This window comes from Pontibacter virosus, from assembly GCF_003096355.1.
Taxonomy (GTDB): domain Bacteria; phylum Bacteroidota; class Bacteroidia; order Cytophagales; family Hymenobacteraceae; genus Pontibacter; species Pontibacter virosus.
This window is the reverse complement of the sequence record NZ_QEKI01000003.1, coordinates 207,566-222,662: the sequence shown is the minus strand read 5'-3', so window position 1 is coordinate 222,662 and position 15,097 is coordinate 207,566. Positions and strand designations below refer to the sequence as shown.

Annotated in this window: 12 protein-coding genes; 9 read left to right on the top strand and 3 right to left on the bottom strand. The window is 53.3% G+C overall.

Translation table 11 applies throughout. The features are described from left to right. Entirely contained in the window at nucleotides 1-1,044 is a 1,044-nt protein-coding gene (gene arsB / locus C8E01_RS06205) for an ACR3 family arsenite efflux transporter (RefSeq protein ID WP_116542490.1), read from the bottom strand. Nucleotides 1,045-1,334: 290 nt separating this feature from the next. On the opposite strand from arsB, the gene C8E01_RS06200 reads away from it, so the two are divergent. Beyond that, nucleotides 1,335-1,610 carry a hypothetical protein gene (locus tag C8E01_RS06200; RefSeq protein WP_116542489.1) on the top strand — a complete coding sequence of 92 codons (276 nt, stop codon included), beginning with the start codon at nucleotides 1,335-1,337 and terminating at the stop codon, nucleotides 1,608-1,610. A 14-nt stretch (nucleotides 1,611-1,624) separates the two neighbouring features. On the opposite strand, the gene C8E01_RS06195 is transcribed toward C8E01_RS06200, so the two are convergent. Both C8E01_RS06195 and C8E01_RS06190 read right to left on the bottom strand, forming a co-directional pair. Next, nucleotides 1,625-2,323 (bottom strand): hypothetical protein, encoded by a 699-nt coding sequence (locus C8E01_RS06195; protein WP_116542488.1) that lies wholly within the window; start codon nucleotides 2,321-2,323, stop codon nucleotides 1,625-1,627. A gap of 108 nt (nucleotides 2,324-2,431) precedes the next feature. Then, nucleotides 2,432-3,454 carry an alcohol dehydrogenase catalytic domain-containing protein gene (locus C8E01_RS06190; protein WP_116542487.1) on the bottom strand — a complete coding sequence of 341 codons (1,023 nt, stop codon included), beginning with the start codon at nucleotides 3,452-3,454 and terminating at the stop codon, nucleotides 2,432-2,434. A 173-nt stretch (nucleotides 3,455-3,627) separates the two neighbouring features. Here C8E01_RS06190 and C8E01_RS06185 point away from each other — a divergent pair, with 173 nt between their 5' ends. The 8 genes from C8E01_RS06185 to hrpB all read left to right on the top strand — a co-directional run bounded on the left by C8E01_RS06185 (nucleotide 3,628) and on the right by hrpB (nucleotide 14,936). After that, nucleotides 3,628-4,131 (top strand): ExbD/TolR family protein, encoded by a 504-nt coding sequence (locus C8E01_RS06185; RefSeq protein WP_116542486.1) that lies wholly within the window; start codon nucleotides 3,628-3,630, stop codon nucleotides 4,129-4,131. 93 nt (nucleotides 4,132-4,224) lie between these two features. Beyond that, complete coding sequence (locus C8E01_RS06180; protein ID WP_116542485.1) at nucleotides 4,225-4,797, top strand: RNA polymerase sigma factor; 573 nt, start codon at nucleotides 4,225-4,227, stop codon at nucleotides 4,795-4,797. Beyond that, nucleotides 4,784-5,530 (top strand): carboxypeptidase regulatory-like domain-containing protein, encoded by a 747-nt coding sequence (locus tag C8E01_RS06175; RefSeq protein ID WP_116542484.1) that lies wholly within the window; start codon nucleotides 4,784-4,786, stop codon nucleotides 5,528-5,530. The genes C8E01_RS06180 and C8E01_RS06175 overlap by 14 nt, the downstream gene beginning before the upstream one ends. A gap of 237 nt (nucleotides 5,531-5,767) precedes the next feature. After that, on the top strand, nucleotides 5,768-7,330 hold the full coding sequence (locus C8E01_RS06170) for a GAF domain-containing protein (protein WP_116542483.1): 1,563 nt from the start codon (nucleotides 5,768-5,770) through the stop codon (nucleotides 7,328-7,330). A gap of 33 nt (nucleotides 7,331-7,363) precedes the next feature. Continuing rightward, nucleotides 7,364-11,476: a chemotaxis protein CheB gene (locus C8E01_RS06165; RefSeq protein WP_116542482.1), complete on the top strand. Its 4,113-nt coding sequence runs from the start codon at nucleotides 7,364-7,366 to the stop codon at nucleotides 11,474-11,476. A gap of 35 nt (nucleotides 11,477-11,511) precedes the next feature. Further along, a complete protein-coding gene (locus C8E01_RS06160; RefSeq protein WP_116542481.1) occupies nucleotides 11,512-11,808 on the top strand; it encodes an antibiotic biosynthesis monooxygenase family protein in 297 nt (98 codons plus the stop codon). A gap of 48 nt (nucleotides 11,809-11,856) precedes the next feature. After that, the gene (locus C8E01_RS06155) at nucleotides 11,857-12,360 is read left to right on the top strand and encodes an ankyrin repeat domain-containing protein (RefSeq protein WP_116542480.1); all 504 of its coding nucleotides are present in this window, start codon (nucleotides 11,857-11,859) and stop codon (nucleotides 12,358-12,360) included. A gap of 32 nt (nucleotides 12,361-12,392) precedes the next feature. After that, nucleotides 12,393-14,936, top strand: a complete 2,544-nt coding sequence (gene hrpB, locus C8E01_RS06150) for an ATP-dependent helicase HrpB (protein ID WP_116542479.1) — start codon at nucleotides 12,393-12,395, stop codon at nucleotides 14,934-14,936. Nucleotides 14,937-15,097: the final 161 nt, after the last annotated feature.

Sequence of the window (15,097 nt, the reverse complement as noted above, 5' to 3'; positions counted from 1 at the left end):
CTAGTACTTATTCTTGTTGGCAAAGGCCACCAGCGAAAGCATGATCGGCACTTCTACCAATACGCCCACCACGCATACCAGCGCAGCCGGACTGTCAAGACCGAAAAGCGCGATGGCCACCGCCACGGCCAGCTCAAAAAAGTTACTCGCTCCGATCATGGCAGCAGGCGCGCACACGGCGTGCCCCAGTTTGAGTTTGCGGCCACCGTACCAGGTCAGGAAAAAGATAAAATAAGTCTGCAGGATCAGGGGAATGGCGATGAAGACGATGATGAGCGGATTGTTGAGAATGTTGACTCCCTGGAAGGCGAAAAGCAGGATCAGGGTGAGCAACAGGGCAAGCACACTCATGGGCTTGAGTCGCGGCAAAAACTCCTGCGTAAACCACGCTTCTCCTTTCGATCTGATCAGGGTACGGCTTGTCAGAAAGCCCGCTACCAGGGGCACCACCACATAAATGACGATGCTCAGAAACAGCGTGTCGTAAGGCACTGTTACGTCCGTAATGCCCAGCAACAAACCTACGATTGGCACGAAGGCCACCAGGATGATCAGGTCGTTGACCGACACCTGCATGAGGGTATAATTCGGATCGCCATCACTTAGGTATGACCACACAAACACCATGGCCGTACAGGGGGCCGCGCCAAGAATGATGGCCCCTGCTATGTACTCACCGGCCTGCTCAGGCGAGATAAAAGCTGCATAGAGGTTTGAAAAGAAAAGCCAGGCAAAAAAGGCCATGGTGAACGGCTTGATCAGCCAGTTTACGATCACGGTCAGCACAATACCGGTTGGCTTACGACCAATGCGCTTGAGGCTGGTGAAGTCGATCTGCAGCATCATGGGGTAGATCATCAGCCAGATCAGGATGGCGATGGGTATGTTCACCTGGTATACCTCCATCCTACTTAGCACTTCCATCTGGTCGCCGGCCACATAGCCGATCAGGATGCCTCCCACAATACAGAGGATCACCCAGATGGTGAGGTATTTTTCGAAAAAGGCTATCTGCTTTTTGGGTTGCTGGGTAGGTTGTGCCATGTCGCTTGCTGGTCAGATATAGATAATTCACATCGCAATATTACGATAAATAAAACAACTACAAAAAAATAAGAGGCGCCTTTTACAAGTGCAGATCAGCTTATAGTACCCATCTATGATTCATTATGGAAGTTCTAAATAATTCGGAGGCAGACTTCAATTTTAAAGATTAATCCCTTTAATTAAAGAAATCAAATTTTCAGATATAGGAGTTTGCTTTAGTATACACGTTCTTTTATCTGGCCATTCGATTACCTTGAATTACAACTTTTAGCCAAAGTTCGATTACCATGATCATTACTTCCACTCTCACCTTGATCGGCCTGCTGGGCACGCTGGCCATTGTAGCTTATTTGCGTCAGGTTGAAGACGCCATAGGAGAAATACAGGAACAACAGGAAATGCCTGTCTGCCCGGTTTGCCACATCGCCCACCCGCCAGCGCAAAACGAACGGATGCATACCGGCAAACTGCGCCGCTTCAGCAATTATTACGCGCGCCGCAAGATGGCAGCCAAAAGCATGGAAAGCACAGTTCAAACCATGCAGCAAAGGGTATCCGCTTAAGCGTTTGGAGCGCCTTACACCGCTGCTGATAGTTCTTTAGAAGTGTCTTTGACGTTATTCCAGAAGAGTCGGCTGAAAATAGCCTGAAATAGTGGTGTGGGTACATGCCCCTCGTCGAGCTGCAGGGTTGCCAGCAGGTGCATGACCTCCTGTAGTTTGAGGAGCTGGCAGGTACTGTTCATTTGGTTGAGCTGCTCCTTGCCGAAAAGAAAAGCATTCGCCAAACGATCGTCGGTTCGCTCGATGTAGTCCATCACCTCATATACGCGGGCGGAAAGCTCAGAGAGCATGGTTTCGTTCGCTACGCGGTCAAATTTCCAGAGGCGGGGCACGATGGGCGACCCTAACTGCTGACTCCGCTCAATATCGGAAAGCCGCTTGTAGAGCAATAGTGCCAGCACTACGTTGTTGCAGCAGTCTTTGCTCGGGTCAAGTTCGCGGAAAAGGCCAATTGCCTGCTGCACAGTGAGGAATATCCGCTCAACTATTTGCTGCTCGTTTTTCTGCCAGTTGCTCATGTGCACCAGGTCGCCGGTTACATCGAAAAATCCGGGATTCTGGTAAACAGCCTCCTCCACGGCTTGTACCATGGCCTCGAAACTGGTGGTGGCTTGCAGCAAGCGGTTAAAAAAGATAAAGTAGGCGATCTGGTGGGTAGTCATGGGCACCTGCCGAAAGCGAAGTGTCGTTTTGATGGCTTCGGGGATATTCATAACAGAGGCCCTTGAATATTAAGTGATGCGTTCTTCCAAACAGGTATGAATCAAAGATAACGCATTAACTTTCAGGCATTCAATACCCATAAGTGGGTATTTTTCAGTTCATGCGGTCACAACCACCTTGCCCACCGACCTGCCCTGCTGAAACAGCCGGATAGCTTCGTTCATTTCGCTGAAGGTATACACATGGCCCACATGCTGGGGGGCGAGTTGCAAGCGCATTAGCCCCTGTAGTAATGCATGCATCAAATCGGTCTGCTCGTAGAGGTAGATCAAATTAAAACCCATCAGCGATTTGTTTTCGGTGGGAAGTTTGAGTGGGTCTATTTTGGGGCGGTGCAGGTATTTCCAGACCAGGCGCGGGTAATTGGGTTTGCTGCCGTGGCTGCTGAAGGAGGCATTGCCGTAGACGACCATGCGCCCCATCGGTGCCAGCGCCTTCCAGCCTTGCTCCAGTATACGTCCCCCAATGCATTCCATGATCAGGTGAAGGGGGCGGCCGTGCAGACTGCGCATCAGTTTGTCGTAGAAATCACCGTCGCGCAAAATCACATCGCCGTAGTGCTCGTGCTTTCGCAGAAAATTCACCTTGCCAGGTTGTCCTACGGTGCCAATGGTATAGGCACCCAGTTTTTGGCAGATGCGGTTGGCCAGTATACCTACGCCGCCTGCCGCACTGTGGATCAGCACATTCATGCCCGGTTTCAGGTTGCCGAGTTCCATCAGGGCGTAGTAGGCGGTCAGTCCCTGCACCAGGAAACCGGCACCCTCCTCGAAGCTCCAGCTGTCGGGCAGGGGTAGCACATAGCGGTGGTGGCTGTTGATGTGTGTGACATATCCACCAAATTTGGTAGCACCCATCACCCGGTCGCCTACCTGCCACTTGCCGGCCTCCTCTCCCACCGCCACGATCTCACCCGCAAACTCCAGCCCAGGTATAAACGAACCGGATGGTGTGGCGCTGTACAGGCCTTGCATGGCAAAAATATCAGCAAAGTTTAGCCCGATTGCGCGCACCCGCACACTCACTTCATCCGCCCCCGGCGACTCAAGGGTTTCGTGGCGCAGCTCCAGGTTGCGGATGGAGCCAGCCTTTGTCATGCGGTATACCTGTCGTTCGATCATAGCACGCGATTAGATTATACAGTTATACCTCTGCTTACGGCAAACAGAAGTCATAGTGATTTTTCTAAAAAAATGGGCCGTACGTGTGGAATTCCGGGCTTCGCTGCATCTACTATTCAAATGCGGCAGAAAGCCTGTCCGCAGCTTAAATCCATAAAGAAAGGAACCACGCCATGGCACAGCTACAGGAAAAAAAGAATCCGGGAAAAGGCAGCGGGAAACGCGCACGCAGCAGAGGTTTTCATTTGGACATGACCCCTATGGTGGACCTGGCCTCGCTGCTGCTGACCTTTTTCATTCTCACCACTACGTTTGCCAGACTCCAGACGATGGAGATCAACATGCCGACTGCACAGGGCCCTGATACGCCTATACCTGGCAAGAATGCGCTGAACATTGTGCTTGACGGTGAGGACAAGGTATACTACTACTTCGGCTTTCCGGGCGATGCACCCGAGGTAAAACAAACGGACCTTTCTACCACCGGCATCCGGCAGGTGCTGCTCGGCGAGCAGGTAAAAGGCAATCCGAACTTGGTGGTGCTGGTGAAGGCGACCGCTGGTTCCCGTTTCAAAAACCTGGTAGACGCCCTCGACGAACTGAAGATAACCGATACCCGCAAATACGCCCTGGTGGAGCTGCGCGAAGAAGACAGAGCTTTGCTGGCCACCCGGTAAATAAAATCCCTGCTGCGCTAATTCATTTTAATTAAAGCATGGTGCATTCAGCAATATTTGCTTTATTGAATATACCTTAAACCGTTGCCGGCTATGTTTCTAAAGTTCTTCTCGAAAGCCCGTTCCTCCGATGACCTGGAACTGGTGCGGCAGTACCGCCGGACCGGTGACCTGGACGTGATCGGGAAACTCTTCGAGCGGCACACCGAGATGGTATACCTGATCTGCCTGCGCTACCTCGAAGAGGAAGAAGAGAGCAAAGACGCCACCATGCAGGTGTTTGAGCAGCTGATCGTGGCCCTGAAGCGGCATGAGGTGAGCAACTTTAAGTCGTGGCTGCACTCGCTCACTAAAAACCACTGCCTGCAACTGCTACGCAGCAGTCGCCTGAAGGACAAAGTAAGCCAGGCCCTGCCACGCGAGCAGCATACCTTACACCAGGACGATGCCACACAGGCCGAACTCGACTGGCAGGCACTCGAACAGGGACTCGTGCACCTGCCCGCCGAGCAGCGCACTTGCATCGAGTTGTTTTACCTACAGCAGAAAAGCTACCGCGAGATAGAGGAGATAACAGGTTGCGACCTTAAGCAGGTGAAGAGTTACATACAGAACGGGCGGCGGAACCTTAAAATTTACATTGAAAAAAACCATGCGCAACGATAAAATACAACAAAGCGAATGGGGACTGGAGGAGCACCCCTCTATAGAACTACTGCGGCAATATGAGGAAGGCCTGCTGCCGCCGGCCACCAATTACGAACTGGAGAAGCACCTGCTCGACTGCGAGATGTGTGACGATATACTGACGGGCATGATACGCTCCGACCGGAGCCGTACGCGGCAGGCCCGTGAACGCATCTGGCAGCGCGTTCGTAACAGCCTGCGCCGCAAACGCCGTCCGAGAGTACCGCATGGGCTGGCCGACTGGCGTGTGGCCTTGGGCGTGCTGATGATGTTTTGCTCGCTCGGCCTCGTCCTGTTCTACTATTATACCCGCACAGCCGCCCGGGAAAGTGCGGCCCTGAAGACTGCTGAGATGCTACCGCCCAGTCCGGAGGAACTGCTGGCCCGCACGATCGACGCCGCCTTGGTGCTCGATATACCGGCACCACCTGACAGTAACAGAAGATCAGACAGCAGTAGCCCCCAACTACTGGCCAAGTTTAGTCTCCAAGGAAGGGTGCTGGATGCCAGCGGACAAAGTATAGCACAGGCTACCGTACAGGTTCTGGGTAGCCCCTGGCAAACCAGCAGCGACGACGAGGGTAACTTCAGGCTCTCGCTCTCAGACGGCAGCCACACCTTGCTGGTGAGCAGTCGCGGTTATGCCCCGCAGACTTTCCAGGTTAAAAGCCCTGACCGAAAAGTGCAAATACACATGGGAAATAAAAAATAACTTATACTAAATCGTACGTATAAATACCTGCTGATAAGCTGGTAAAACTGTAGATTAAATTCACTCTTAAATATTCCAGGAGACCTCTTACGGCATTCAAATAAAGTATACTATTACATGCTTTTAGCGTAAGATTACGTAAATTACACCCGTATACCCCTAGCCAGAAGGACGCAAATCTTCTAAATCTACGCGTTTGCATACCCTTTACACCCCTGGCATAGGCCTTGGATATCTATGGAGAATAAGACACCTGCGCTGCAAACCGGTGGCGAAAAAAATTATGATTCTGACTTTTGCGGAAGCATCCCGCTGCACCAGATCAACCTGATACAACCCCACGGCCTACTGCTGGTTCTGGACAAATCACTTCACATCAGACAGGTAAGTGAAAACAGTGCGGACCTGCTCGGCCTTGCACCTGAAACGCTTCTGGAACAACCCTTGGCAGCCTTCGTGCCTGAAAGTGAGCTGGAAGACCTGCAACAGAAACTTACCCACGAAAAAGAATCAGAACAGGAGCAAGTCGACATTCCCTTCTCACTCACGTTCAAGGCTGGAGATAGTAACAAAGCCTTTACGGCCACTGTGCATCCGGAGTCAGAACAGATACTGATTGAAATGGAGCCGGCACAGCGGGAGGATGACAAATCATTCCTGACTTTTTTCCAGCAGATCAAATACATCACGTCCCGCATCAAACAGGCAGACAGCACAGAGGCGATTGCTCAGATCGTGGCAGATGAGTTCAAGAACTTTACTGGTTTTGACCGGGTACTCGTCTACCGCTTCGACCCGATGTGGAACGGCTCTGTGATCGGACAGGCAAAAACGGAGGACATGAGCGATTTGCTGGGCCTGCGTTTTCCAGCTTCTGACGTGCCTAAACAGGCGCGTGACCTCTATTTCAGAAATCCATACCGCCTTATACCTGCCCGTGAGTACGAACCGGTACGCCTCCACCCTATCCTCAATCCTATCACGCGGCGATTCACAGACCTGACCAGCTGCATTCTGCGTAGCGTGGCCAGCGTGCACCTCGAGTACATGGGAAACATGGGCATCTCGGCCTCTATGTCGGTGCCCCTCATTATGGAAGGCAGACTGTGGGGACTAATCTCCTGCCACCATAAAACCCCGAAATACCCCAGCTACCAGGAGCGTACCGCTATGGAACTGCTGTCCACCATAGCAGCGGTGCGGTTGGGGGCCTACGAAAAGGAGCAGCGTGCGACGATGCAGTCGCACATGCGCGGACAACATGCCACCATGCTGGAGCAACTCTTTAACCAGGAGTTTTTTGCAGAAGCCCTGTTGCATGGCCAGCCTAACCTGGTGGAGCTGTTGTCGCTAGGTGGTGCGGCCGTGCTGTATGAGGGCAATGTGCAGACGGTAGGCAAGACACCGCCTGTTCAGAAAATAAAAGAGCTGGCATCCTGGCTGCGGCGCAACAGCTCCGACAAAACTTACGTAACCAATTCGCTCCCACAGGCCTACCCGAACAGCAAAGACTACAAGGACGAGGCAAGCGGCTTGCTGGCGCTGGCCATCAATCCCGACCAGGGAGAGTACATTTTGTGTTTCCGGGGTGAAGTGCTGCAAACCGTTAACTGGAGCGGCAACCCTGATCATGCCATCCGCATGGAACCGGACGGCAAAGGCTACCATCCACGCAACTCGTTCGCCCTTTACCAGCAAACGGTGCAGCTTACCTCCCTCCCCTGGCAACAGGAAGAGCTGGAAGCCGCCGAGGCGCTGCGCAGTGCCGTGCTTAGCAAGATCATCCGCGAGAAGTATTAAAAAACGAATTACCTTTATTTCGGCTAACACAGCATGTTGCAGCAAGCAAACAAAGAGCAGGACCAAAAAGTAAGCCCGAAGCCCGCCGACCATTACCTGGTAGGTATAGGCGCTTCGGCTGGAGGTCTGGAGGCTATTCACAAGCTCTTCGACCATTTTCCAAGCAACTCCAGCTTCTCATTCGTCATCATACAGCACCTTTCACCAGACCACAAAAGCCTGATGGCCGAATTGCTGTCGAAACACACGAGCATGCAGGTGCGGGAAGCCGAAGACAATACGTTTACACGGCCCAACTGCGTATACGTGCTGCCCAGCGGCAAGCAGCTGAGTCTGCAAAACGGCCGACTGCGCCTGACAGAGAAGCCCCGAAACCGGGAGCCCAACTTTGCAGTGGATACCTTTTTTGAGTCACTGGCCATTGACCGCGGCCCTAATGCCATTGGCGTGGTGCTTTCAGGCACAGGCACGGATGGCAGCAAAGGGGTGCGCGCCATCAAAAAGGCAGGCGGACTGGTGGTGGTGCAGGACCCGGAGAGTGCCAAGTTTGATGGTATGCCCCGCAGCGCCATCGACACAGGTGATGTAGACTTTGTGCTGCCGCCCGATCAGATCCCGCACGAGATCATGGAGTACACTCGCCGCACCCCGCTGGTTAAGAGCATCATACAGGATGGCAAGGAACAGGAGCCGATCGACGAAGAGGCTGTGCTGAAGAAGATCCTGGACCTGGTGTGCAGCCATACCCAGGTTGACTTCACCCATTATAAAAAGCCTACGCTGAACCGCCGCATTCAAAAGCGGATGCAGACCCTTAAGTTGAACTTCCTGCAGGAATACCTCGACTACCTGCACGCCAACCCGGCCGAGATCAAGATTCTTTGCCAGGAGTTTTTCATCAATGTCACCAGTTTCTTCCGCGATCCGGAGGCTTTTCATCTGTTAGAGACAAAGGTGATTCCGGGTATACTGGAGTCCAAAGAAGAAGGAGAACCCATTAAGGTATGGATTGCGGCCTGCAGTACGGGTGAAGAAGCCTATTCGCTAGCCATTCTTTTCAAAGAGGCCTCGCACAGATTGGGACGGCACCTGGATGTTAAGCTCTTTGCGACTGATGTGGACCAGCAAGCCCTGCAAAAAGCGTCGAGGGGCGTATACCCTGCCAGCAGCATCCGGAAACAGGTGTCTGAAAAGCGGCTACAGCGTTTCTTTGAACAAAAGGGCAACAAATACACGGTAAGTGACGAGGTACGCAAGATGGTGATCTTTGCACAGCATGACCTGCAAAAGGACCCGCCCTTCAGCAAGATCGACCTGATCACCTGCCGTAACATGCTCATCTACTTAAATCCCAGCCTGCAGCATAAGGTGCTCTCTCTGTTTCCCTATGCCCTCAACATGGGTGGCTACCTGATGCTTGGACCCAGCGAGCATATTGGCGACATGCAGGAATACTTTGAGGAAGAGGACCGCAAGTGGAAGATTTTCCGAAAAGTAAAAGACCGCAGTAGCCTGCAGCGCAGCTACGGCGTAACCGATTACCAAACCACCAGCATGCAGCAAAGCCAGGCTAGTCAGTTTAAGACTACGCAGCTAAACCGCTACAACGAGGCATTTATGGATGCCCTGGCAGAAGACTTTAAAGTTACCGCCCTTTACGTCGACACAAACTACCAACTGCTGCACGGCATTGGCGACATCAACCGCTTTCTAAAGTTCCCTGACAAGCGTCTGCACTTCAACCTGATCAAGATGGTGCCGGAGGAACTGGCCGTTGTGCTGAGTGTGAGCATCCGCAAAGCGATCAAGACAAAACGCAGTGTGGTAGGCAGGCAGGTAGCCGTAAAATTTGGCAAGAATGACCGCCTCATCCACACTTCCGTGCGCCCGGTAACACTCGAAAAAGGCAAGCCACCCCTCATCCTGATTTTGTTGCAGGAAATGGGCGAAGTAAGCCCGCAACCAAAATTTACCGAATCTCCGCATATATCTGACGCAGACTACTACCAGCAGCTAACAACACTGGAAGCTGAACTGCGAGAAACCCGCGAAAGCCTGCAAATGACCGTGCAGGACCTCAGCACGGCCAACGAAGAATTGCAATCGAGCAATGAGGAGCTGATGTCGAGCAACGAGGAGCTGCAAAGCTCGAACGAAGAGATGCAGTCGCTCAACGAGGAACTGCACACCGTTAACTCCGAGCACCAACTCAAGATAAAGGAGCTGCAGGAGCTGAACGAAGACCTTGACAACTACTTCCGCAGCTCCAATGTGGGGCAGCTTTTTGTAGACCATAACCTGGATGTCCGCAAGTATACCCCGTCGATCGAGCAGATCATAAACCTTATCGGGGGCGATATCGGGCGACCGGTGTATCACCTGTCCCACAACCTGAAATACGCCCGCCTGTTTGATGATGTGCGGCAGGTGAACAATACCTCTATTGAAGTAGAGCAGGAGGTGGAGACGGAGAATGGCCGCTATTACCTGATGCGCATCATTCCCTACCTGAAACGAGACGGCAACAAAGATGGGGTGGTGATCAGCTTCGTGGACGTAACCACGCTCAAAACATTGAGCAGTGTGGTGCAGGGAGTGCTCGACAGTTCGCTCAACAGCATCATGTCCATGCAACCCGTCCGCGACAACAAAGATCAGATCAAAGATTTCAACTGGACCCTGCTCAATAAAAAAGCTGAGGAAATGCTGGGCGAATCAAGTGCCAACCTAATGCAGCAAAGCGTAACATCGACCATCCCCCACCTGCGTGACACCGGTATTTTCCGTAAGTTCTGCCATGTGGTGGAAACGGGCAAGCCGCTGCACGTAGAGCAGTTGCTGACATTAAACGAACAGAAAGCCTGGTACGAGATAGCCGCCGTGAAGATGGGCGCTGGCATTGCCGTTACCATGGCCAATATCAATGACAAGAAGAACAGCGAAGACCAAACCCTGGAAGCCTACGAAGAACTGAAGAAGGCCGAAGAGAACCTGACGATACTCAACAACCAGCTGGAGCGACTGGTGCAGGACCGCACACGCGAACTGGCAGAGAGTGAGGAACGGTTCAGGCTGGTGTCTATGGCTACCAATGACGTGGTTTGGGACTGGAATCTGGCTAGCAATGAGATCTGGTGGAGTGACGGCCTTCATAAAATGCTGGGCTTTCATGAAAACGAGATGTCGGGTGGGCTGGAAGGCTGGTTTTCCAAACTGCACCCCGAAGACCGGAAGGAAGTAGAGCGGAGCGTGAACGATGCCATCAACAGCGGCAAAAAACAGTGGAATGCAGAATACCGCATCCTGCACAAAGAGGGAAGCTATACCTACGTGTCGAACAGGGCCTATATTCTGTACAACGAATACCAGATGCCTTACCGGATGATCGGTTCGTTTATCGACCTTTCGGACCTGAAACTGGCCCAGGAAGAACTGCAGCATACGAATGACCACCTCATGCGCGTGATCGACGACCTGGACACCTTCGTGTACACGGCCTCGCACGATCTGAAGTCACCGATCGCTAACATCGAAGGTCTGATGCTGGTGCTGGAAGAGCAGATACAGGTGGCAGAACCCTTGCCGGGCGAACCAACAGATCCGCTCTTTGTCATGATCAAAGACTCGATCAGGCGTTTCAAAAATGTGATCCGAGACCTGACAGACATAGCCAAGGTGCAGCGTGATGTGGACGGTGAGGCTGAGCCGCTCGAGATCGAAGCAGTATACAACACGATCTACGAAGGACTGCGGGGAGAGGCCGAACGCAAGCAGGCGATCATCGAAACAAACTTCTCAGAGGCACCCAATATTAGTTTCTCTAAAAAGAACCTGAACAGCATTCTGTACAACCTGCTGAGCAACGCACTGAAATACAGCTCACCCGACCGCAGACCGCATGTTAAGATCAAGAGTAGCTACAAAGGGAAAAAACTTGAGCTGAGTATAGAAGACAATGGGCTCGGCATCAGCAAAGAAAGTCAGAACAAGTTGTTTACGCTCTTCAAGCGCTTTCACTCCCACGTAGAAGGCACCGGCATGGGTCTTTACATTGTGAAGCGCATCATGGACAACTCAGGCGGACAGGTGCAGGTAAAAAGCGAAACAAACAAAGGGACGACCTTCACCCTCACCTTTCAACAATAGAACCCAGGTTTTCCAACAAAAATTAAAACCGTAGTATGTACATAGCCATGAGCCAGTTTGAGGTTGCCAACGGAATGGCAGCCGATGTCAGGGAAGCATTTGTGAACCGACCGCACATGGTCGACCACGAGAAGGGTTTTCTGGGCATGAAGGTGTTTACGCCGCAGGAGAATGAAAACGAGTTTTGGGTGATGACTACCTGGACCGACGAAATCAGCTACAGGGAATGGTATAAAGAGCACATGAAGGCATCACACGAAGGGATACCGAAAGGCCTGAAACTGGTACCCGGCAGTTTGAAAGTGCGATTTTTTGACATGGTGAGTGACTAAATCAGTTTTTTTATCGTAGGTAAGGCCAGGACCTAAAACCTTATCCTGATGACCTTCCACTCTACAAGACCCGTTGACATCCTCTTCGATGCAGCCCGGCGCGGCGACCTCACCCTCCTGAAGCAACTGATTGAAGAAGGTGTAGACGTGAACGAACCGGGGCCGCGCGGCTTCACACCCCTAATCATCGCAACCTACAACAACCAGCCCGAAGCGGCCCGCATGCTGCTGGAAGCCGGCGCCGACGTAAACGCCCAGGACCTGGCCGGAAACACCGCCCTGATGGGCCAGTGCTTTAATGGCTACGAAGGTATAGCCGAGCTGCTGCTGGAATATGGTGCTGACCTTAACCTGCAAAACGGCAGCGGTGGCACCGGCCTGATGTTCGCCACCATGTACGGCCGCACCAACATGGTCAAGTTTATGCTCGAGCATGGTGCCAACCGCGAGCTGCGCGACACCCGCGGCCTCACAGCCCAGAAAATGGCGGCACAGGTCGGCAATGAAGAAGCCCTCAAACTTTTCAGAACCTCCACAGAAAGCACTACCTGATAAGTTTATAAATTTTCGGAAATTGCGGCGACATGCCGTACGCCCTCTCTATACCTGAATTGCCGGAACTTCCCGTAAAGGAAGCACTTCCTGACTTGTTGCAGGCACTTGCTGCCAATAACCGTGCTGTACTGGAAGCCCCTCCGGGAGCGGGCAAAACGACCCTGGTACCCCTTGCCCTATTACAGGCCGACTGGCTGCAGGGCGGCAAGGTGCTGGTGCTGGAACCCAGGCGACTGGCTACCCGTGCCGCTGCGCAGCGCATGGCCGACCTGATGCAGGAGCCATTGGGGCAGACGGTGGGGTATTGGGTGCGCATGGAGCATGTCGTATCGTCCCGCACCCGCGTGGAAGTAGTAACAGAAGGCATCCTGACCCGCATGCTGCAGGAAGATCCCGCCCTGGAAGGTGTTTCCGCCATTCTCTTTGACGAGTTTCATGAACGGAGTCTGCAGGCCGATCTGGGGCTGGCACTGGCGCTGGATGCACAGGCTGTGCTCCGGCCTGACCTGCGCATTGTGATCATGAGTGCCACGCTCGATGCCACAGGTATAGGCAAGTGGCTGCAGGCCACCGTCATCCGGAGCGATGGCCGCCTCTACCCTGTTGAAACGCACTACCTGACACCAGCCGAGGTTGCCGCAGCCGGTACCCGCCCCGCTGAACGCCTGCAAGAGCTGGTACCTAAAGCGATTTTCAGAGCATTGCGGGAAGAACCTACCGGGGACGTGCTTGTCTTTCTGCCAGGTATGGGCGAAATGCGCCGGGTAGCCGATCAATTGGAGAGCAGACTGTCAGCCGATTTGGAGCTGCACCTTTTGCACGGTGACTTGGCACTCAGTCGACAGATGGCGGCCATACAGCCCTCCCCTTCCGGCCGCCGGAAAATAGTACTGGCGACCAGCATAGCCGAAACCAGCTTAACCATAGAGGGCGTTAAAATTGTAGTGGATGGCGGCTATGCGCGCGTGCCCCGCTTCATGCCCCGCACAGGCCTGACAACCTTGGTAACCACCCCTGTTTCCAAAGCGGCCGCTGACCAGCGTCGCGGACGAGCCGGGCGATTGGGCCCGGGTGTTTGCTACCGGCTCTGGTCTACAGCCGATCAGTTGCAACTACCCCAGCGGCAGGATCCTGAAATTTGCGAGGCCGACCTGTCGGGTCTGGCTTTGGAGTTGGCTTTGTGGTGTGTAAAAGATGTGACCACCCTGCAGTGGCTAAACGCTCCACCCGCAGCTGCGCTCTCCCTGTCACGCGATTTACTTTTACGCCTGGAGGCAATTGACAGTAATGGCCATGCCACAGCACACGGCAAGGCCATTGCCTCGATGGGTTTGACACCTCGTCTCGGGCACCTGGTGATCAGAGGGCATGAACTAGGTCTGACCGAAACGGCCTGTACCCTCGCTGCACTGCTTGCTGAACGTGACATCATCCGATCCCAACAACCCCTCAGCACTCCCCTGCCTGACCTGCTATTAAGATTGGAGTTACTGGCAGGCAAGCGGCCTCCTATACCTGGTTTTGTGCGCGACGAGAACGCCATCAGGCGCGTGCAGGAACAGGCCCAACACCTGCGGCAGCGCCTCCGTGCCCCAAAAGGAACAATCGAAGCACATGCGGCTGGTGTTCTAACTGCTCTGGCTTATCCCGACCGGCTAGCACAGCTCGAGAGCACGGGTAAAGTGCGGCTCGTCACGGGACAACGTGCATCACTCCCCACCGAATTATTTTCAGAAGCAGAATACTACGGCATCGCACACCTCGATTCAGGGCAGCATGCGCGCATACTGCTGGCAGCGCCGCTTAGCAAAGACGAAGTGCTCGAGCATTTTGAAGCACAGCTCATCCAAACTGAGGAGGTACGCTGGGACGATGCCAGCAGCCGGGTGCAGGCACGACGTATTGTTAAACTCGGTGCGCTGGTGCTGGAAGAAAAACAGCTCGCGCAGCCTGATCCGGAGCAACTGGCAACAGCCCTGCTACAGGCTTTGCAGGATAGAGGTACAGCCCGCCTGCCCTGGTCCGATGAAGCGATCCGGACGCGGCAGCGGATCACGTTTATGAAGCAAATAGCGCCAGATCAATGGCCGGATGTGTCAGACCAGGCACTGGAGGCAACCGTGGAGGAATGGCTCTTACCGCATCTGGCAGGCCTACGCAGCATGGAGCAGGTCGCCCGACTAGACTTCAATAACATATTACTGTCCATGCTATCCTGGGAACAACAGCAGGAACTGGACAGGCTGGCACCCACTCACCTGCACGTACCCAGCGGTTCGCGTATAGCTCTGGATTATGCCGACCCTTCGACACCCGTACTGGCCGTACGATTGCAGGAGGTATTTGGCCTGCTCGACACGCCCAGTATTGTGAATGGCAAAGTACCATTGCTGATGCACCTGCTTTCGCCGGCCTCCCGACCTGTGCAGGTAACCCGTGACTTGCGAAGCTTTTGGAGTTCCGGCTATTTTGAGGTGCGAAAAGACCTGCGTGGACGCTACCCCAAGCATCATTGGCCGGAAGATCCACTAACAGCTATACCTACCCGCAGCATAAAAAGGAAGGGCAGTTAAACGACCGAATTGGCTTCTTTAATTAGCCTGAACATTCCAAGTCGTGCTTTAAATAGAACATTATCAAGAACATACAAACTAAAACCTATTGATATACAACCTTTTGCAGTGGCAGCATCGTACAATTAATCAATATCAGTTCTGCTTTATTGAAAGGCAGA